Raw genomic sequence first — 20,083 nt, forward strand, 5'->3', positions numbered from 1 at the left:
GCTGTCTCCCGACAGCGGCTTTCTCATTCCTACCCCAGCAGCAGCGTCTTGAACCAAGACGCTGCGCCGCAAATAGCAAATTACCCCACAAACTTCCGCGCATTCCTGAACATGCGCATCCAAGGCGAATCCTCGCCCCACGCTTCAGGGTGGTAGGACTGTTGAACGCTGCGGAACACGCGTTCCGCATGCGGCATCAGCACCGTGAAGCGGCCGTCTGGCGTGGTGACGGAGGTAATGCCTTCCGGCGAGCCGTTCGGGTTGTACGGGTACGCTTCCGTGGCGGCGCCCTTGTTGTCGACGAAGCGCATGGCTTTGGTGACCTGGGTGATGTCGCCCGTTTGCGAGAAGTCGGCGTAGCCTTCGCCGTGAGCGATGGCGATGCCGGCTTGCGTGCCGGCCATGCCGTTGAAGAAGATCGATGGGGAATCCATCACTTCGACCATGGCAAAGCGACCTTCGAATTTCTCCGACTTGTTGCGCGTGAATTTAGGCCAGGCGTGGGCGCCGGGGATGATGGATTTCAGGTTGCTCATCATCTGGCAGCCGTTGCAGATACCGAGACCGAAGCTGTCCGTGCGGTTGAAGAAGCGCGCGAACTGTTCCGCCAGGCTGGCGTTGAACAGAATCGTTTTCGCCCAGCCTTCGCCCGCACCCAGAACGTCGCCGTACGAGAAGCCGCCCACGGCGATGACGCCCTGGAAGTCGTCCAGCTTCACGCGGCCTGCAATCAGGTCGCTCATGTGTACGTCGACAGCCGTAAAGCCTGCCTGGTGCATCACGTACGCTGTCTCGATGTGCGAGTTGACGCCCTGCTCGCGCAGGATGGCGACGCGCGGACGCACGCCGGTGGCGATGAATGGCGCGGCGATGTTGTCGTTCTGGTCGAAGGTGACGATCGGCGACATGCCCGGGTCTTGCACGTCCAGCAGGCGGTCGTATTCGGCGTCCGCGCAGGCCGGATTGTCGCGCAGGCGGGCGATGCGCCAGCTCGTTTCGCTCCACAGGCGGTGCAGATCCGCGCGCGGCTGGGTGTAAATCAGCTTGGCGTCGCGCGTGAATTCGATGACGTCGCGGTCGTTCAATTTGCCGATGATATGGCTGCAGGCGCCCAGGTTGAAGGTGCGCAGCACGTCCATGACGAGCGACTTTTCTTCCGCGCGCACCTGGATCACGGCGCCCAGCTCTTCGCTGAACAGGGCGCGCAGGGTCAGTTCATTGCGGCGTTCCGCTACCTGGCCCGTCCAGTTCTTGGCGTCGCCCCAGTCGCTGGAGTGCTCGCCTTCCATGGTCAGCATGTCCAAGTTGACGGACATGCCCGTGTGGCCGGCGAAGGCCATTTCCGTCAGGGTGGCGTACAGGCCGCCGTCCGAACGGTCATGGTAGGCCAGCAGCTTGTCGTCGCTGTTCAGCTTTTGAATGGCGGCGAAGAAGCCTTTCAGGTCTTCCGCGCTGTCCACGTCCGGCGTCTCATTGCCCAACTGGCCCATGACTTGCGCCAGGGCCGAAGCGCCCAGGCGGTTCTTGCCGCGGCCCAGGTCGATCAAGATCAGCGAGGTGTCGCCCTTGTCCGTCTTCAGCTGCGGCGTGAGCGACTTGCGCACGTCGCTGACTGGCGCGAACGAGGACACGATCAAGGACACCGGCGACGTGACGGATTTGGCCGCGCCCGTGCTGTCGTCTTTCCACGTCGTGCGCATCGACAGCGAATCCTTGCCGACGGGGATGCTGATGCCCAGCGCCGGGCACAGGTCCATGCCGACGGCTTTTACCGTGTCGTACAGGGCTGCGTCCTGGCCAGGCTGGCCGCAGGCGGCCATCCAGTTGGCGGACAGCTTGATGTCGGAGATGTCGGCAATCGCTGCGGCGGCGATATTGGTGACGGCTTCGCCCACGGCCATGCGGCCCGAGGCGGCGGCGTCGATGACGGCCAGCGGCGTGCGTTCGCCCATGGCCATCGCTTCGCCCAGGTAGCCTTCAAAGCTCATGGTGGTGACGGCGCAATCGGCCACCGGCACTTGCCATGGTCCCACCATCTGGTCGCGCACGGTCATGCCGCCCACGCTGCGGTCGCCGATGGTGATCAGGAAGGATTTGTCGGCCACGGTCGGCAGCAGCAGCACTTTTTGCGCTACATCAACCAGGTCCATGCCCGTCAGGTCAATCGCCGGGAAATCGTTGGCCACGTGGACCACGTCGCGCTGCATCTTCGGCGGCTTGCCCAGCAAGACGTCCATCGGCATGTCGACTGGCTCGTTGCCCAGTTCCGGGTCGATCAGTTTCAGTTGACGCTCTTCGGTGGCCACGCCCACGGCGGCGAACAGACAGCGTTCGCGTTCGCACATGGCTTTGAACAGGGGCAGGCTTTCCGGCGCGATGGCCAGGACGTAGCGTTCCTGCGACTCATTGCTCCAGATTTCCTTCGGCGCCATGCCCGATTCTTCCAGCGGGATCTTGCGCAGGTCGAAAATCGCGCCGCGCTTGGCGTCGTTGGTGATTTCCGGGAAAGCGTTCGACAAACCGCCCGCCCCCACGTCGTGGATGGAAATGATCGGATTGTCGGCGCCCATTTGCCAGCAAGCGTTGATGACTTCCTGGGCGCGGCGTTCCATTTCCGGATTGCCGCGCTGGACGGAATCGAAGTCCAGGTCGGCCGTGTTGCTGCCGGTGGTCATCGACGAGGCGGCGCTGCCGCCCATGCCGATGCGCATGCCCGGGCCACCCAGCTGCACCAGCAGGCTGCCGACGGGGATGTCGTTCTTGTGCGTGTGCTGCGCCGAGATATTGCCGATGCCGCCCGCGATCATGATCGGCTTGTGGTAACCGAATACGGCGTCTTTGTCTGTACCCACGTTCTGTTCATACGTACGGAAATAGCCGCCCAGTACCGGACGGCCGAATTCGTTCGAGAACGCGGCGCCGCCCAGTGGGCCTTCGATCATGATTTGCAGGGGCGAAGCGATGCGTTCCGGCTTGCCATACTGATCTGCATCAGTACGCGAGGCCAATGGCGCCGTCACGGAAGCGGCCGTTTCCCAGCTGCGCACGGCGTCCGGCAACGACAGGTTCGATACCGTGAAACCGGTCAGGCCAGCCTTAGGCTTAGCCCCGCGACCGGTTGCGCCTTCGTCGCGGATCTCGCCGCCCGCGCCCGTGGAGGCGCCAGGGAACGGAGAAATCGCCGTCGGGTGGTTATGCGTTTCCACCTTCATCAGGGTGTGCGTCAGTTCCGTCGATGCCGCGTATTCGTGGTTTGCACCGCGCGGGTAGAAGCGCGACACGGTCGCGCCTTCCATGATCGAGGAGTTGTCGCTGTAGGCGACGACGGTGCCCTTCGGCTGCAGTTCATGCGTGTTCTTGATCATGCCGAACAGCGACTTGGGCTGCGCTACGCCGTCGATGGTCCAGTCGGCGTTGAAGATCTTGTGGCGGCAATGCTCGCTGTTCGCCTGCGCGAACATCATCAGTTCCACGTCCGTCGGGTTGCGGCCGGCCTTGGTGAAGGCGGCGTCCAGGTAGTCGATTTCGTCTTCCGACATCGCCAGGCCCAGTTCCGTGTTCGCCGTTTCCAGGGCACGCTTGCCCTGCCCCAGCAAGTCGATCGATTCCAGTGGACGCGCTTCCAGGGTGCGGAACAAGTCCTTGGCGTCGTCGGCGCTGCGCAGCACGGATTCCGTCATGCGGTCATGCAGCAGGTCGGCCACAGCTTGCACCTGCTCGTCCGTCAATTTGCCGGCGCCAATGGCGCTGCCCAGGATGCCCGATTTCAGGTTGATGCGGAAAGCGATGCCGCGTTCGACGCGCTTGATGTGCGCCATGCCGCAGTTGTGCGCAATGTCGGTGGCTTTCGAAGCCCACGGCGAAATCGTGCCGAAACGGGGGATGACGAAGAATTCTTCGGCAGCGCCTTCCGTATTGTCAGCGTGGGCTGGCTCGCCGTACGTCAGCAAGGCGCCAAGGCGCGTGCTATCGTCGTTGGTGAGAGGCGCGCTGGCATCGATGAAATGGACATAGCGTGCTTGTACGGCAACAATCGCAGGCGAAACGGCTTGCAGTTGGCTTAACAGACGGTGGCTACGGAATTGGGACAGGGCATTGGAACCCGGCAGTATCAACATGATTGGAAGGTGGTTGATGCAGCGTGGCTGCGGGTTAAAGGTAGGTATGACAATATCTTTCGTACGGCAAATTTCCTTTGCGCGCATTATACCCGTTTTACCCCTGCCTTATGACCGCAACTTGGGGCTTTGCCACCCTTTTGCCCCGCACAGCGGCCATTTTTGACACGACAACAACACCCTCAGCCGTACCTCAGGCGATCACGTAGCGGTTCTTGCCCTGGCGCTTGGCCAGGTACAGCGCCTCGTCTGCCAGCCGGTAGCTGTGACCCAGTTCCTTGCCCCGGTCCAGCTCAGCCACACCCACGCTGATCGACACGAACTGCGCCGCATGGAAAGCCTGCCTGACGGCCTCGACCAGGGCGCCGGCGAAGTCGCGCACAGCCTCGCTATCCCCCGCGTAGACGACGCCGAATTCCTCGCCGCCCAGGCGCCCGCACAAATGGCCTTGCGCCTTGTCGGCGATGATGGCGGCCGTGCGCACCAGCACCTCGTCGCCCGCATCGTGCCCCTGCTGGTCGTTGATGACCTTGAAATCGTCGATATCGATCATCAGGAAATACAGCATGCCGCCGTGGGCCGCGCCATGCATCTGCTGGGCGCGCTGCGTGAACATGCGGCGGTTGTTGAGGCCCGTCAGGCCGTCCTGGAAGGCCAGCCGCGTCAACTCCACTTTGGCGTGGTAGTTGCGCAAACGCAATAAGCTGAAGCTGACATTCAGCGCCAGCCCGAACAGGACGCTGACGGCGATCATCAAGGGCGCCCAGGATTGGTCTGGCAAGCCCGCGTTCACCGGGTACAGGCCGTGGCCCACATTCCACCACACGCCCGCCACCACGGCCAGGTAGCTGAGGCCGCCATTGAAGATGGAGGCGATCGCCAGGGTCATGAAGACACCCACGGGCAAGACCCAGAAACTGGCGTGCAGGACGGCGTCGGCCATGGTGCGCAGGCCGAAGGTCAAGGTCAGCACAGCGCAGGCGCCGGTAATGGTCAGCACGGGCAAGGTGGTGCAGCGGTAGCGCACCACCAGGCTGGCCAGCATGCCCAGCAGCGCCAGCAAGGCGTGCACCAGATTCGGATGATAGGGCTCGGGCATCAGCAGCCAGGTCATGCTGTAAGCGATGATGCCCAGCAGCTGCGTAACCATGCCGACACGGTGCAGTTCCGCAAAATAGGTATGCTGCTGTTCGCTGTTGCCGCCAAATGCCAGCGGAACGGCAATGCGTCGCAGGGTAGACAGATCAGGTAAGCGCATGACGGGTATCAATACCAGAGAGTGAGAAGGCGCCCATACAGCCTGCGCATGCCTGGCCGCGACATGGCGCGGTATGCAACACTTGTTGCATTTATAAAATACTATCACGCTAGTCACTAAATAAACGAAAAAACAGGTGCTGGCACCGCCACAAGTGAAGCCTGTGTCATGAAATACAACGCTGGACGACGCCGGACGCGCCTGCCCTCGCGCAGCGCGCCCGATTGCGTGCATTTTGCTGGCAGTGCCAGCCAGCTTTGCAGTATGCTGATAAGAAATAATGTTGCCGGGCAGAGACATATAAGAGAGTTCCCGCAAATGACCGAACAGATGAACGAGAGCTGAACCATGCCAGAAACTAGCGACTTATCTGTCCTGATCGTCGACCCGAACCCCAGCATGCGGGGCAATCTGCACAATATGCTGAACCAGGCGGCCATCACCAAGGTGGAATATGCCGTCAATTCCGGCACGGCCATCCGCTTACTGACGAAGAAACCGTTCGACATCATCCTGTGCGAATACGATCTTGGTAGCGGCACGGACGGTCAGGACGGCCAGCAATTGCTGGAAGACCTGCGCCACCACAAGCTGATCGGCCTGTGGACGATCTTCATCATGCTGACCTCCGAAGCCATCCACAGCAAGGTGATCAGCGCGGCCGAACTGATCCCGTCCGACTACATCCTGAAACCGTTCACCGTCGACGTGCTGAGCGGACGCATCGCGCGCGCCATCGAACGGCGCGCCATTTTCCTGCCCACGTATCAGCTGATCGACAAGGGTGACTTGCGCGAAGCCGTGAAAAGCTGCCGCACGGCCGAACTGCAACACCCGCGCCTGGCGGCCGATTTCACCCGCCTGCGCGCCGAACTGCACATCGCCCTCGACGAATGGAAGGAAGCGGAGCAGCTGTACGCCGACATGCTGGCCACGCGCCCCATGGCCTGGGCTCATTTGGGACTGGCGCGCACCCTGTTCGAACAGCAGCGCCACGAAGAGGCGCAGGATGCGCTGCTGGAACTGGTGGAGGCCTATCCCCGCTTCATGGCTGCCTACGACTTGCTGGCGCAAAACCATGAAGCCATGGGCCAGCAGCTGCAGGCCAAGAAAATCCTCGAGGACGCCGTAGCCATTTCGCCGCACATGGTGCGCCGCTTGCGCCACCTGGGCGGCATCGCCTATGACACGGGAGACATCGGCGCGGCCGAACGGGCCTACAAGCAGGTGGTGACGAAAGCGAAGTACTCCGAATTCCGGGACCCGGAAGACCACGTCAACCTGGTCAAGACGCTGGTCAAGAAAGGCGATGCGCCGCAGGCGAGCGGCGTGCTGCGCGACATGGAACGCTCGCTGCGGGGCGGCGCCAACGTGGAAGCGTGCCGCGCCATCTCGGCCGCCATGCTGCATGAATTGTCGGGCAACGACATCGCCGCCGCCAGCGAACTGCAACTGGCCGCCGCCGCCCTGGACACGGCGCGGGGGCTGTCGACGCAGCTGAAGGTGGGCCTGGTGCAGAGCTGCCTGAAAAACAACCTGGAGCAGGCAGCGTCGGACGTCATGATGAAACTCGTCAACGAAGCGGACAGCGAGGTGACGATGGAAGCAGCCGTCGACGTATTTGAAAAGGCGGGACGCCATGACCTGGCGCAAGGCATGGGCCAACAGATCAGCAACCAGGTCCAGGAACTGATGCAGGATGCGGCCAGCAAGTCGGAAAGCGGAGAACTCAAGGGGGCGGTATTCATTTTGCGCCAGGCCTTGCGCAAAACGCCCGGCAACCTGCCCGTGCTGTTTGCCTCCGTCGAGGCCATTTTGCGCCAGCTCAACATGCTGGGCTGGGAAGCCCCGCTGGCCGAACAGGCACAGCACCAGATGCAGGTGATCCGCAAGATCGACCCCAGGCATCCGAAGCTGGAGTCGCTCAAGCAGCAGTACGCGGCGACGCAGCACAAATACGGTATTGCTACCTGATCTGAGCGACGCACTGCAAACCTGCTGCTACGGTTTTCAGAGGCGTCGTGACGTGCGTTGGCGTCAAAAATGCACAGCTCATTTCCGATCATTCGCGTAGTCAGCAAGCTCGATCAGCTCCTCGATCAATTGCCGGCACGGCGGCAAGCGCATCCAGCATGCGCACGGGCTTCGGTTAACTCTCCCCCCTGAGCGTGCAGACCGGCTTCTCGGACTCGCCTTTCTCCGCCATCGCAAGCACGCGCTGCAGTTCCTTGCGCTCGTTGCCCGATCAGTTATCGACGCTGGGGGCGTGATTGCGCGCAGCGCCTTGACGTAGCAGAGAACATGATTTGCCAGGCAATGGGTTCGCTGCCACTGCATCGCCTACATCAACGCGGCAATTTATACCGTACCAGCAGCGTCGGTCCCTTGCCGCCGGGTGGCGTCAGCAGTATCTCGTCACCCGGCTGCATCTCTTCATGCATCACCGTGCAACAGGTCGGCATTGAGTGGCCGCGCGCCGGATAAATGCCAACGTCGGTGTGCAGGTTCGCAGCGCGTACGTCCACACTGGTCTTGCCGGCATTTCCTGCTTCTTGCAGCAGCTTGCGCAGTGCGATGACGAAGTCACCTTTGCTGAGCCTGACAGGTGCCTGGTTTGTTTGCGGGCGAGCGGTTGCGTCGTTTTTCATGGTAGTTTCTTTCAGTGTATACATTTCCGCCACTATAACATTCGCCCCTGGCGCAACGCGACCCGGGGGCGGAGCGAGTCCAGAGCACCTGTGAGGGAATTGCCATCACGATCAGCGCAACATGGCCGCTGGCGTCTGGCCAAAGCAGAAGCTTGCGCTGGCCACTACACTTTAGTGTGCTCCAAGTAATGAGGCGACTAGTCATTTCGGGTAGAGTATTGCATCTTGCGGGCAGTTCATTCTGGACCGTCAACCCGCAAGACTCCGCTTTATGATGATGACACTGCTTACGGCCCAGGCTGTGTGAAAACGCAGAAAAATTCTGGCCCTTCAAAAATCGCCCTCTCAAAACGCGCGCTACGCCGTTTTCTCGGTGTCGGGAATGGTTATCCTACCCACGAAGTTTTTGAGATTTGGAGTTTTCACACAGTCTGGGGCGAAAGCGGGCGTACACGGCAACATTCGAGTCGGTAGGTCGAATTAATTTGCGGCAGGTTGGACAACGAGGTATCGGGCGCGATGCGGCCCTGGGCGCGCTGCTGTTCCAGCAGGCGCAGGATCAAGGCGTGCCCCACTTGCGGGCCGTGTTCGTACCAGGTCAGGCCCACGGCCGGCACGGCGGCCGCGCCCGTGACGGATGGGTCTGACCCCAGCCTTGTGCGTCGCTCGGAGTACCCAATGATGCTCAGGGCTCAGCACCGGAAAAGCTGGGGTCGCACCCGACGGGTCCGACCCCTTGTCAAATTACTCAGCCAGCGACGCCATGTCGATGACGAAGCGATATCTGACATCGCTTTTGACCACGCGCTCAAACGCTTCATTGATATCCTGGATGCGGATGATCTCGATGTCAGACACAATATTGTGCTTGCCGCAGAAGTCCAGCATTTCCTGGGTTTCCTTGATCGAACCGATCATGGAGCCGGACAGGCTGCGGCGCGCGCCCACCAGGCCGAAGGCGTTCACGGGCGGCACGGCGCCTTCCGGGATGCCAACGATGACCATGTTGCCATCGACTTTCAGCAGATTGATGTACTGATTCCAGTCGATGGACGCGCCCACGGTGCAGATGATCAAATCAAACGTGCCGGCCAGTTTGCTGAACGTTTCCGCGTCGTTGGTGGCGTAGTAATGCGTGGCGCCCAGGCGCAGGCCATCTTCGCGCTTCGACAGGGTCTGGCTCAGCACCGTCACTTCGGCGCCCATGGCGTGGGCGATCTTGACACCCATGTGGCCCAGGCCACCCATGCCCAGGATGGCGACTTGCTTGCCAGGGCCGGCCTTCCAGTGGTTCAGCGGCGAATACAGAGTGATGCCGGCGCACAGCAGCGGCGCGGCGGCGTCCAGCGGCAGGTTGTCGGGAATCGACAGCACATAGCCTTCCTTGACGACAATGCTGTCCGAGTAGCCGCCCTGGGTGGCCGTCTTGCCATCCGCTTCGACGCCGTTGTAGGTCTGGATCAGGCCTGGCATGTACTGTTCCAGGTCCACGTTGCGCGTCTTGCAGGTGGTGCAGGAATCGACGAAGCAGCCCACGCCCACGTGGTCGCCCACCTTGAACTTGCTGACATTGGCGCCAACGGCCGTGACGACGCCGGCGATTTCATGACCGGGCACCATCGGGAAGGCGGCGCCGCCCCATTCGTCGCGCGCCTGGTGGATATCGGAATGGCACACGCCACAGTATTTGATCGAGATGGCTACGTCGTCTTCGCGCGGCGCGCGGCGCTCGAACGTGAACGGTTGCAGTGCGGAAGTCGGGCCCAGTACGGCGTAGCCTTTGGCGATGGTGGTCATGAAAACTCCTTGGGTGGTATTGCGAACGAGAGAGGCGCGTGCCGTGCATGCGATTGCACAAGTGTGCCCGAGAAGCCCGCCCGCCGTTACCGCGATCCTGCAAGACCTTTGCACGATCCTCCAAATCTGCGTAAGATCAAGCCCTGCCCTTCCTCGCCTGACGCCTACTCGCCCGATGTCCACACAGATCCCCCCGCAAGATGAAATCGCCGCCCTGATCATCCGCCACGCGCCGCGCACGGGCGACTACGCGACGGCCATCGGCAACCTGACGTTCCACCGCCAGTCGTCCGTGACGGAATCGCTGTTCCATGCGGCGCGCCCCAGCGTGGCCCTGATCGCGCAGGGCGCGAAGGACGTCACATTGGGCAGTGAAACCTTCCATTACAGCCGCATGCAGTATCTGCTGACCTCCGTCGACTTGCCGGTACAGGTGCGTGTGGTGGAAGCGAGCGTGGACAAGCCGCACCTGTGCGTGGTGCTGGGCATCGACATCGCCGACGTGGCGGCGCTGCTCGATAGCGAAAGCGCCAGCGGCGGCGGTACCGCGCAGCAGAAAATCCTGCCCGCCACGCGCGGCATATCCGTCAGCGACGTGTCGCCCGAGCTGCTCGACGCCATGCTGCGCCTCGTGCGCCTGCTCGACAAACCGCAGGAAATAGCCGCGCTGGCGCCCTTGATCCGCCGCGAGCTGACCTACCGGCTGCTGAACGGCCCTGTCGACGCGCGCCTGCGCCACATGGCGCTGGCCAGCAGCCAGTCGCACCAGGTGGGGCAAGCCATCGACTGGATCAAGCACCACTACGCGCAGCCGCTGCGCATCGAGCACCTGGCCGGCATGGCGAACATGAGCATGTCGTCGCTGCACCACCACTTCAAGGCGATTACCGCCATGACGCCGATGCAGTACCAGAAGCTGCTGCGCCTGCAGGAAGCGCGGCGCTTGATGCTGGTCGAGCAGATCGACGCGGGCACGGCCGGCTACAGAGTCGGCTACGCCAGCGAATCGCAGTTCAGCCGCGAATACAGCCGCCAGTTCGGCCGTGCGCCCATGCGCGACGTGGGCCAGGTGCGTGCGCAGCTCAGCGGTGCCAGCGCCAGCGCTGGCAAAGCCTATTCCGTCTTGCCGTAAGCACCACCGCCCGGCGTCTCGATGACGAAGACGTCGCCTGGCTGCATGCCGGTCTTGCCGATATGCGCCAGGTGCTCCACCGTGCCGTCAGCGCGCTCCACGTAGTTGCGCCCCAGCGCGCCCGGCGCGCCACCATCCATGCCGAAAGGAGGATGGATGCGGTTGTTCGACAAAATCGCCGCCGTCATCGGCTCCAGGAAGCGCACCCGGCGCACGCCGCCATTGCCGCCGTGCCAGCGCCCCGCCCCGCCCGAATCTGCGCGGATGCTGTAGCTGTCCAGGCGCACGGGAAAGCGCCACTCGAGGATTTCCGGATCCGTCAGGCGCGAATTGGTCATGTTCGTCTGCACCACGTCTGTGCCGTCAAAACCGGGACCGGCGCCAGAGCCGCCCGATATCGTCTCGTAATACTGATACTTTGCGCTGCCGAACGTAAAATTGTTCATCGTCCCCTGCGAGGCCGCCATGGCCCCCAGCGCGCCATACAGGGCGTTAGTGATGCAGGTCGAGGTTTCCACATTACCAGACACGACGGAGGCCGGATACTGCGGGTTGAGCATGGAGCCGGGCGGAATGATCACGGTCAAAGGCTTCAGACAGCCCGCATTGAGCGGAATGTCGTCGTCGACCAGCGTGCGGAACACGTACAGCACGGCCGCCATGCAGACGGCGGACGGCGCATTGAAGTTGTTCGGCAGCTGGCATGATGTCCCCGTAAAGTCGATAACGGCGCTGCGCCGCGCCGCGTCGACCCTGATCGCCACTTTGATCTGTGCGCCGTTGTCCAGGTCCAGCGCGTAGCTGCCATCCTTCAGGGTGGTGATGACGCGGCGCACGGCTTCCTCGGCGTTGTCCTGCACATGGCCCATGTACGCTTGCACCACGTCCAGGCCGAAATGCGCGACCATCTTGTGCAATTCTTCGGCCCCCTTCTGGTTGGCCGCCACCTGCGCGCGCAGGTCAGCCAAATTCTGCTGCGGGTTGCGCGCAGGCCAGCTGGCGCCCGCCAGCAGGGCCAGTGTTTCCGCCTCGCGCAACAGCCCCGTGGCGCCGTCGACCAGCTTGAAATTGTCGATCAACACGCCCTCTTCCTCGATGCGCGTAGAGTCGGGCGGCATGGAGCCTGGCGTGGTGCCGCCGATGTCCGCATGATGGCCGCGCGAGCCGACATAGAACAGGATGGCGTCGCCCGCTTCGTCAAACACAGGCGAGATCACCGTCACGTCGGGCAAATGCGTGCCGCCGTGGTACGGGTCGTTCAGCATGAAGACGTCGCCCGGCTGCATGGCGCCCGCATTGCGCGTCATGACCGTGCGGATGCTCTCGCCCATGGACCCCAGGTGTACGGGCATGTGCGGCGCATTGGCGATCAAATGACCTTGCGCGTCGAAGATGGCGCAGCTGAAATCGAGCCGCTCCTTGATGTTGACGGAATGGGCCGTGTTTTGCAGCCGCAGTCCCATCTGCTCGGCAATCGACATGAACAGATTATTGAATATTTCCAGCATCACGGGGTCGGCCTGCGTCCCTATGGCGCGCCGCTCTTGCAGAGCGGCGCCCCTGCGCAAGATCAGATGGCCGTGCGCCGTTACTTCCGCGCGCCAGCCCGGCTCGATGACGGTAGTGGCATTGGCGTCGCTGACGATGGCCGGGCCGTGTATCGTATCGCCGGGGCGCAGGCTGTCCGCCCCATACAGACCGCTGGCGCGCCACGCACCGGCGCAGTACATGGCCACCGTCTGCAGGGGCGCCAGCGCGCCCGCGCGCGTCGCATACTCCGGCGTGGCCGGCTGCGGCGCACTTGAGGCGCCGATGGCTTCCACGGATATGGCTTCGACGATCAAGGCGCGCGCTGGCATCAGAAAGGAAAAGCGTTTTTTATATGCCGCTTCGAACTGCGCCTGCATGCTGGCGGCCGTATCGAACAGCACGACGAGGGCCGAATCCGTGCCCTCGTAGCGCAGGTGCACGCGCGACACCAGCGCGATGCGCCCCTGCGCCACGCCCTGGCGCAGCAAGTCACCCCGCGCCAGCTCGCCCAGCGCCGCAAAATCGCGCGCCAGATCCGCGCCCAGTGACGCCTCGATGGCCTGTTCGCGCATGGCGCTCTGGTCGGCCAGACCCATGCCGTAGGCCGACATCACGCCCGCCAGGGTGTGGATGAAGACCGTGCGCATGCCCAGCGCGTCGGCCACCAGGCAGGCATGCTGGCCGCCCGCGCCGCCAAAGCTGGTCAGGGTGTATTCGGTGACGTCGTGACCGCGCTGCACGGAAATCTGCTTGATGGCGTTGGCCATGTTCCCGACGGCGATGGCGATATAGCCTTCGGCCACCTGCTCCGGCGTGGAGTTCACCGTGCGTGCCAGCGCCTCAAACTGGGCCCGCACGGTGGCCGCGTCCAGCGCTTCATTCGCGTCAGGGCCGAAAACGCAGGGAAAGAATGCGGGCTGCAGCTTGCCCAGCATGACGTTGCAGTCGGTGACGGCCAGGGGGCCGCCGCGCCGGTAGCTGGCGGGGCCGGGATTGGCGCCCGCGCTGTCCGGCCCCACCTTGTAGCGGGCGCCGTCGAAGTGCAGGATGGAGCCGCCGCCCGCGGCCACCGTATGGATGCTCATCATGGGCGCGCGCATGCGCACGCCGGCGATCTGCGTTTCGAACACGCGTTCGAACTCGCCCGCGTAATGCGACACGTCCGTCGAGGTGCCGCCCATGTCGAAGCCGATGACTTTATCGAAACCGGCCAGCGCGCTGGCGCGCACCATGCCGACGATGCCGCCGGCGGGGCCGGACAAAATGCTGTCCTTGCCCTGGAAGGCGCGCGCATCCGTCAAGCCGCCGTTCGACTGCATGAATTGCAGGTGCACGCCAGGCAGTTCAGCCGCCAGCTGGTCGACGTAGCGGCGCAAAATCGGCGACAGATAGGCGTCGACGACGGTCGTGTCGCCGCGCGCCACCAGTTTCATCATGGGGCTCACTTCGTGCGACACGGACACCTGCGTAAAACCGGCCTCGCGCGCCAGCTGCGCCACCCGCGCCTCGTGCGCATGGTAGCGATAGCCGTGCATCAGCACGATGGCGATGGCGCGCACGCCGCGCGCATAGACCTGTGCCAGCGCGGCGCGCGCGGCGGCCTCGTCGAGCGGGGTCACGACGTCACCGTGGGCGCCCACGCGCTCATCGATCTCGATCACGTCGCCGTACAGCAGCTCGGGCAAGATGATCTGGCGCGCGAACAGCTGCGGGCGGTTCTGGTAAGCGATGCGCAAGGCGTCGCGAAAACCGCGCGTGATGGCCAGCACGGTGGGCTCGCCCTTGCGTTCGAGCAGCGCATTGGTCGCGACCGTCGTGCCCATCTTGATGGCGCCCACCTGTTCGGCGGGCAGCAGCACGCCAGGCGCAAGGCCCATCAGCTGACGCATGCCGGCCAGCGCCGCGTCGCGGTACTGGCCAGGGTTCTCGGACAGCAGCTTGTGCGTCGCCAGGCTGCCGTCAGGACGGCGCGCCACGATGTCCGTAAAGGTGCCGCCCCGGTCGATCCAGAATTGCCAGTCCATCGTCAAGCCCCCGTACTTATGTGAGATGGCTATTGTAGCCGCCAAACAGGGACGCGTTTCAGGCGTGCGCGCCTTGCCTTTCGCCCGCTTCGGCCTTATGTTGAAGACATGCTGACTAACGGAATACACTCCATGCCCCTGATCGACTCTGCAACACCGCTGTACGCCATCGCCGAACTGCGCGCCATCGAACAAGCGGCCATGCGCGACCTGCCACAAGGGCTGCTGATGCAGCGCGCCGGACAGGCCGCCGCCAGTGCCGCCCTGAAGCTGCTGCACGCCCAGGAAGATGGCGACGGCGCGGGCCACCGGCGCGTATTGGTACTGGCCGGCCCCGGCGACAACGGCGGCGACGCGCTGGAAGCGGCTGCGCACCTGGCCGGCAGCGGCACCGAGGTGCTCGTCTGGCTGGCGCCCGAGGCGCAAGCCACATCGCCCGAGCGCGAACAGGCCCTGAGCCGCGCGCGCAACAGCACCGCGCGCTTCATGGAGGCGGCAACCTCCATGGCCTCGGCCGCAGTGGGCGCGGCGCCATGGCACCTCGTCATCGATGGCCTGTTCGGCATCGGCGCGTCGCGCCCTCTGGACGGCGAATGCCGTGAAATGGCGCAACTGGTCAACAAGCTCGCATGCCCCGTGCTGGCGCTCGACGTGCCCAGCGGCCTGCACGCCGATACGGGCGCCATCGACGGCGTCGCCATCCGCGCCACGCATACGCTCACCTTCATCGGCGACAAGCCGGGCCTGCACACGGCGAATGGCCGCGACTACGCGGGGGAAGTGGAAGTGGCGGCGCTGGCCATCGCCCCTTCCATGCTGCCGCCTGCCAGGGCCCAGCTGGGCGGCCTGCACCTGTTCGCCCGCCAGCTGCAGCCGCGCCGGCAAAACACGCACAAGGGCAGTTACGGCAGCGTGGCCATCATTGGCGGCGCGCAAGGCATGGCCGGCGCACCCATCCTGGCGGCCCGCACGGCCTTGCATGCGGGCGCGGGAAGAGTGTATATCGCCTTTCCCGACGCACCGCCAGCGTTTGACAGCGGCCAGCCGGAACTGATGTGCCGGCACGCCAGGGACGTGGATTTCTCGGGCCTGCACTTTGCCGCGCTGGTGGCGGGGCCAGGCCTCGGTGACGACGTCGATACGCTGGAGCTGCTGCAGCGGACGTTCGAGAGCGACAGCCCGCTGCTGCTGGACGCGGACGCCCTGAACCTGATGGCGGCCGAGCCGGAGCTGCAATCGGCGCTGGCCGTGCGCACGGGCGCGGGGGCGACGATTTTGACGCCGCATCCGCTGGAAGCGGCGCGTTTGCTCGACATGACGCTGGCCGAAGTGCAAGCGGACCGCCTGGGCGCAGCGCGCCAGCTGGCGGCGCAGCTGGGCGTCATCGTCGTACTAAAAGGTTCGGGCACGGTCATCGCCGCGCAGGATGGGACCGTGGTGATCAACAATACGGGCGGTCCCGCGCTGGCGACGGCTGGCACGGGCGACGTGTTGTCCGGCCTGTGCGGCAGCCTGCTGGCGCAGGGCTGGCCGGAATGGGAAGCGGCGCTTGGCGCCGTCTGGTTGCATGGCGCGGCGGCCGATGCGCTGGTAGCCGCAGGTAACGGCCCCATCGGGTTGACGGCGGGGGAATTGATCCCGGCCATCCGCAAGTTGATCAATGCCTTGTCGGTATAAGCGTATGGCGTGGGTGCCTTGGATTACGCTGCGCTAATCCAACCTACGGCCCGGAGGTCGGGTAGGTCGGGTAGGTCGGATTAGCGCGCAGCGCGTAATCCGACAACCACCACCAGCAATCACACCAGCCTGCCTGCCGCAATCGTGATGGTTCGCCCGCAGCGGGCCGCGATCGAGCTGTCGTGCGTGACCAGCACCAGGGTCGAGCCCCGTTCGCGGTTCAGCTCGAACATCAGCTGGATCACGGCTTCGCCTGTGGCCGCATCCAGGCTGCCCGTCGGCTCGTCGGCAAACAGCAGCGGCGGTTCCGTCACGAAGGCGCGCGCCAGGGCCACGCGCTGCTGCTCGCCGCCGGACAGGTATTTCGGATAGTGTTTCAGGCGACTGCCCAGCTTGACTCTGCCCAACATGGCTTGCGCCTTTTCCTTCGCGTCCGGGTCGCCACGCAATTCCAGTGGCAGCATGACGTTTTCCAGCGCCGTCAGGTGGGCCAGCAACTGGAAGGACTGGAACACGAAACCCAGCTTTTCCTTGCGAAAACCGGCGCGGCCGTCTTCGTCGAGGGCGAAGATATCGGTGCCATCGAGGATAACCTTGCCCTCGCTGGGCGTGTCCAGGCCGGCCAGCAAGCCCAGCAAGGTGGACTTGCCGGAACCGGAGGCGCCGACGATGGCCAGCGTCTCCGCCGTTTGCACGGTAAAATCGACTTGATGCAGGATGGTCAGTTCACCATCGGCATCGGGTACGCGCTTGGCCAACTGGACCACTTCGATGGCCGGCTGGGCATTTTGGCTGTTGGGTGCGGCGGGCCGCTGGGCCGCTGTCTCTGACGGGAGAAAACTGGTGGAAGTCGCTTTAGGGAATTCGGGCATGCTGATCTATCTTAAAAAATTTCGTGAACAAATAAGTGTCAAGGGCAGCAGCCGCATGCGGCGGCGCACGCTGTCCTTGCTTCCTGCGGCAGCCCTGCTGCTGGTATCCGGCATGGCGAACGCCTATTCTGCACCAAAAACGCTGCTGGTGCTCGGCGACAGCCTCTCGGCCGAGTATGGCCTGGCACGGGGCACTGGCTGGGTAGCGCTGCTGGAACAGCGGCTGGCAGCGCAAAAGAACGACACGCGCATCGTCAACGCCAGCATCAGCGGCGAGACCACCAGCGGCGGCCGCGCCCGCCTGCCCGCCCTGCTGGCGAAGCACCAGCCCGATGTCGTGCTGATCGAACTGGGCGCCAACGATGGCTTGCGCGGCTTGCCTGTGCAAGCGGCGGAAGCGAATCTGCGCGCCATGGGTGAGGCAGCCAGGAAAACGGGCGCGCAGGTGGTGCTGGTGGGCATGCGCATGCCGCCCAACTATGGCCGCGCCTATGGCGAGCAGTTTTATGGCGTGTACGGCAAGCTGGCCAAGGAATGGAAGGCGCCGCTGGTGCCCTTCATGTTCGAAGGCATCGCCGACCAGCCACAACTGTTCCAGGCCGACCGCATGCACCCAAATGCGCAGGCGCATCCAACGATCCTGAAGAATATCTGGCCGCAACTAGCGCCGTTGTTGAAAGCCAAGTAAGCCGGTTCATAAGCTCACTTAATTTTCACCCCGTTTTCACCCCGAAGGTCGAACTGCCGGGGTCGGACCCTCAGGGGGAATACGCTCCAATGGAGCGTATTCCGATCACGAAGTGACCGACCCCAGTCTTACGCAGTTGGGTTACATAAAGTGCCCGACTCGCAGACAAAAAAATAGCCGCTCTGGGAGCGGCTATTTTTATGGGCTAAAACTGATTACGGTGCTTCCGGCGCTGCGGCGGCCGGGGCGGTGACCGGCTTGACGATCTTCACCTTGGCCTTGGCTTTCAGGTATTCCACGTAATCGAACATTTCCTGTTGTGCCAGGATGCCGCTGATCTGGTCTTTCTCTTGCTGGCGACGCGCTGCGTCCACTTGCGCCGGCTGCTGCACCTTGGCGATGCGGTAGATGCCGTAGCCCAGGGCTGGCAGGTCCACGCCCACATAGGCTGGCAGCTTGCTCGTGTCGGCTTTCATGACTTGCGCGATGGCGGCGCGGTTGATGCCGTCAAGCTTGCTGCGCGATACCCATTGTGCGGCACCGAAACCGCTGGCGTCACCGGATGCCTTCAAGGCGGCCAGCTTGGTCTCGCCCGCTTTCTTGGCCAGCTTTTCCGCTTCTTCCATCGTCACGCGCTGACGGATCATCGCTTCGACTTCGGCCAGCGGACGCTTGCTGGCTGGCTTGAATTCCACCACGCGGCCAGCGATCAGCACGTTAGGTGCGACGGTCACGGCTTCCGTGTTGCGCTTGTCTTTCAGCGAGTCGTTCGAGAAGATGGCGGTCAGGAACTTGGCGTTGTTGAACGGCGCCTTGCCCAGTGCTGGCGATGGCGTGCGCGACAGGTTGGCGACGCTTTCCACTTTCAGCTTCAGCTTGTCGGCCACCGGCTTCAGGCTGTCCGATTGCTCGTAGACCGTGTTGGTGAACGTTTCCGCCATTTCCGAATACTTCTTGGCAGCAAATTGCTTGCGCAGGTCAGCCGTAATTTCGCCGCGTACTTCATCGAGTGCCTTGACGTGCTGTGGCTTGAGCGAGGTGACGGTCAGGATGTGGAAACCAAAGTCGGAAGCGACGACATCGCTGATTTCGCCTTGCTTGAGTTTCGCTACGGCATTGAGCAATGGCGTAGGCAAGCCATCCTTGCCAATCACGCCCAGGTCGCCGCCCTGTTCGGCGGAGGCCGGATCTTCCGACTTGGCTTTCGCCACGGCGGCAAAGCTGGCAGGCGTTTTGCGCACGTCAGCCAGGATGGCTTCAGCCTTGGCCTTGGCAGCTGTCTTGTCGGCGGCCGAGGCATCTTTCTTGACGGCTACCAGAATGTGGCTGGCCTGGCGCGCTTCTGGCGTCGTGTAGGCTTTCTGATTCTTCGCGTAGTAGCCGGTCACGTCGGCGTCGGTGACGTCGACTTGCTCGCCGGCGGCGCTGTCGTCCAGCACGACGTATTCGACCTTGGCTTGCTCCGGGATTTCGAAGAACTTGCTGTTCTTGTCATAGAAAGCCTTGATCATGGCGTCCGTCACTTTGACTTCCGGCACGTACTGGGCGATCGGCAGCAGCAGTTCCTGCACTTCACGCTCTTCCGAGGTGATGTCGGACAGGCGCTTGGAGACGGTGCCCGGCGCGAAGGCGGTGCCTTGCACGGCGCCAGCCAGTTGCTGCAGCGCCATGTCGCTGCGGCGGCGCGCATCGTACATCTGCGGCGTCATGCCTTGGGCAGCCAGCATGGCCTTGTAGCGTTCCAGGTCGAATTTACCGTCCGGCAAGGTCAAGCCTGGAATTTCCAGTACTTCCTTTTGCAGCGCGGCATCGCTGATGACCAGGTGGCTACGGCCCACTTCAGCAGCCACGGCGCGCTCGGCGATCAGGTTGTCGAGGATGCTCTGGCGCGCTTCCGGCGTGTCAAACATTTTCTGGTCGAACTGCTCGCCCATCATCTGGCGGTAGCGGTCGATCTGCTGGCGTTGCGCTTCTTCATATTGCTGCTGCGTAACGACCTGGTCGCCGACCTTGGCGATGGTGTTCGCTTCATCGCCGAAGCTTTGGTAGCCGCTGATACCGACCAGTGCAAAAGACGGGACGATGACCAGCATCAGGAGAAACTGCATCAAGCGTCGATGGGTACGAATAAATTCAAACATGGTCAGCCAATTCGGGATGAGTGGATCACTATAAAAAAAGGCGAACATGCGTTCGCCTTGATTTCTTCGGCGGAATGGACGGGACAGATGTCCACTTCCCCTTTAGATTCAACAACTTGGCGCTGGAACTAAAGCAGGATTCTGACGCCCAAGCCATTATCTCCTGATTCTACAATGCCCATAGCGCTATAGCAAGAG

The 20,083-nt window shown here is 63.2% G+C and carries 11 protein-coding genes; 4 read left to right on the forward strand and 7 right to left on the reverse strand.

Annotation, left to right across the window (positions count from 1 at the left end):
- Positions 1-80: 80 nt before the first annotated feature.
- Both purL and ACQ4WS_RS00085 read right to left on the reverse strand, forming a co-directional pair.
- Complete coding sequence (purL, locus tag ACQ4WS_RS00080) at positions 81-4,118, reverse strand: phosphoribosylformylglycinamidine synthase (RefSeq protein WP_436472554.1); 4,038 nt, start codon at positions 4,116-4,118, stop codon at positions 81-83.
- 193 nt (positions 4,119-4,311) lie between these two features.
- Entirely contained in the window at positions 4,312-5,376 is a 1,065-nt protein-coding gene (locus ACQ4WS_RS00085; RefSeq protein ID WP_436472556.1) for a GGDEF domain-containing protein, read from the reverse strand.
- Positions 5,377-5,724: 348 nt separating this feature from the next.
- Between ACQ4WS_RS00085 and ACQ4WS_RS00090 the strand changes: the two genes are divergently transcribed.
- Positions 5,725-7,350, forward strand: coding sequence for a response regulator (locus tag ACQ4WS_RS00090; RefSeq protein WP_436472558.1), 1,626 nt, complete (start codon positions 5,725-5,727; stop codon positions 7,348-7,350).
- A gap of 371 nt (positions 7,351-7,721) precedes the next feature.
- Here the strand turns inward: ACQ4WS_RS00090 and ACQ4WS_RS00095 are convergent, their stop codons facing one another.
- Both ACQ4WS_RS00095 and ACQ4WS_RS00100 read right to left on the reverse strand, forming a co-directional pair.
- Positions 7,722-8,024: an HNH endonuclease gene (locus tag ACQ4WS_RS00095; RefSeq protein WP_436472560.1), complete on the reverse strand. Its 303-nt coding sequence runs from the start codon at positions 8,022-8,024 to the stop codon at positions 7,722-7,724.
- Positions 8,025-8,768: 744 nt separating this feature from the next.
- Positions 8,769-9,821 (reverse strand): NAD(P)-dependent alcohol dehydrogenase, encoded by a 1,053-nt coding sequence (locus ACQ4WS_RS00100; RefSeq protein WP_436472562.1) that lies wholly within the window; start codon positions 9,819-9,821, stop codon positions 8,769-8,771.
- Positions 9,822-9,996: 175 nt separating this feature from the next.
- Between ACQ4WS_RS00100 and ACQ4WS_RS00105 the strand changes: the two genes are divergently transcribed.
- Entirely contained in the window at positions 9,997-10,953 is a 957-nt protein-coding gene (locus ACQ4WS_RS00105) for an AraC family transcriptional regulator (protein ID WP_436472563.1), read from the forward strand.
- On the opposite strand, the gene ACQ4WS_RS00110 is transcribed toward ACQ4WS_RS00105, so the two are convergent.
- Positions 10,935-14,507 carry a hydantoinase B/oxoprolinase family protein gene (locus ACQ4WS_RS00110; protein WP_436472565.1) on the reverse strand — a complete coding sequence of 1,191 codons (3,573 nt, stop codon included), beginning with the start codon at positions 14,505-14,507 and terminating at the stop codon, positions 10,935-10,937. The genes ACQ4WS_RS00105 and ACQ4WS_RS00110 overlap by 19 nt on opposite strands.
- A 132-nt stretch (positions 14,508-14,639) precedes the next feature.
- Here ACQ4WS_RS00110 and ACQ4WS_RS00115 point away from each other — a divergent pair, with 132 nt between their 5' ends.
- Positions 14,640-16,184: an NAD(P)H-hydrate dehydratase gene (locus tag ACQ4WS_RS00115; RefSeq protein ID WP_436472567.1), complete on the forward strand. Its 1,545-nt coding sequence runs from the start codon at positions 14,640-14,642 to the stop codon at positions 16,182-16,184.
- Positions 16,185-16,303: 119 nt separating this feature from the next.
- On the opposite strand, the gene ACQ4WS_RS00120 is transcribed toward ACQ4WS_RS00115, so the two are convergent.
- The gene (locus ACQ4WS_RS00120; RefSeq protein ID WP_436472569.1) at positions 16,304-17,056 is read right to left on the reverse strand and encodes an ABC transporter ATP-binding protein; all 753 of its coding nucleotides are present in this window, start codon (positions 17,054-17,056) and stop codon (positions 16,304-16,306) included.
- Here ACQ4WS_RS00120 and ACQ4WS_RS00125 point away from each other — a divergent pair.
- A complete protein-coding gene (locus ACQ4WS_RS00125; RefSeq protein ID WP_436472571.1) occupies positions 17,055-17,744 on the forward strand; it encodes an arylesterase in 690 nt (229 codons plus the stop codon). The two genes, ACQ4WS_RS00120 and ACQ4WS_RS00125, sit on opposite strands and share 2 nt — an antisense overlap.
- 215 nt (positions 17,745-17,959) lie before the next feature.
- Here the strand turns inward: ACQ4WS_RS00125 and ACQ4WS_RS00130 are convergent, their stop codons facing one another.
- Positions 17,960-19,885 carry a SurA N-terminal domain-containing protein gene (locus ACQ4WS_RS00130; protein WP_436472573.1) on the reverse strand — a complete coding sequence of 642 codons (1,926 nt, stop codon included), beginning with the start codon at positions 19,883-19,885 and terminating at the stop codon, positions 17,960-17,962.
- Positions 19,886-20,083 lie beyond the last annotated feature (198 nt).

The sequence above is a fragment of the Janthinobacterium leeuwenhoeki genome, from assembly GCF_051380795.1.
Taxonomy (GTDB): domain Bacteria; phylum Pseudomonadota; class Gammaproteobacteria; order Burkholderiales; family Burkholderiaceae_D; genus Janthinobacterium.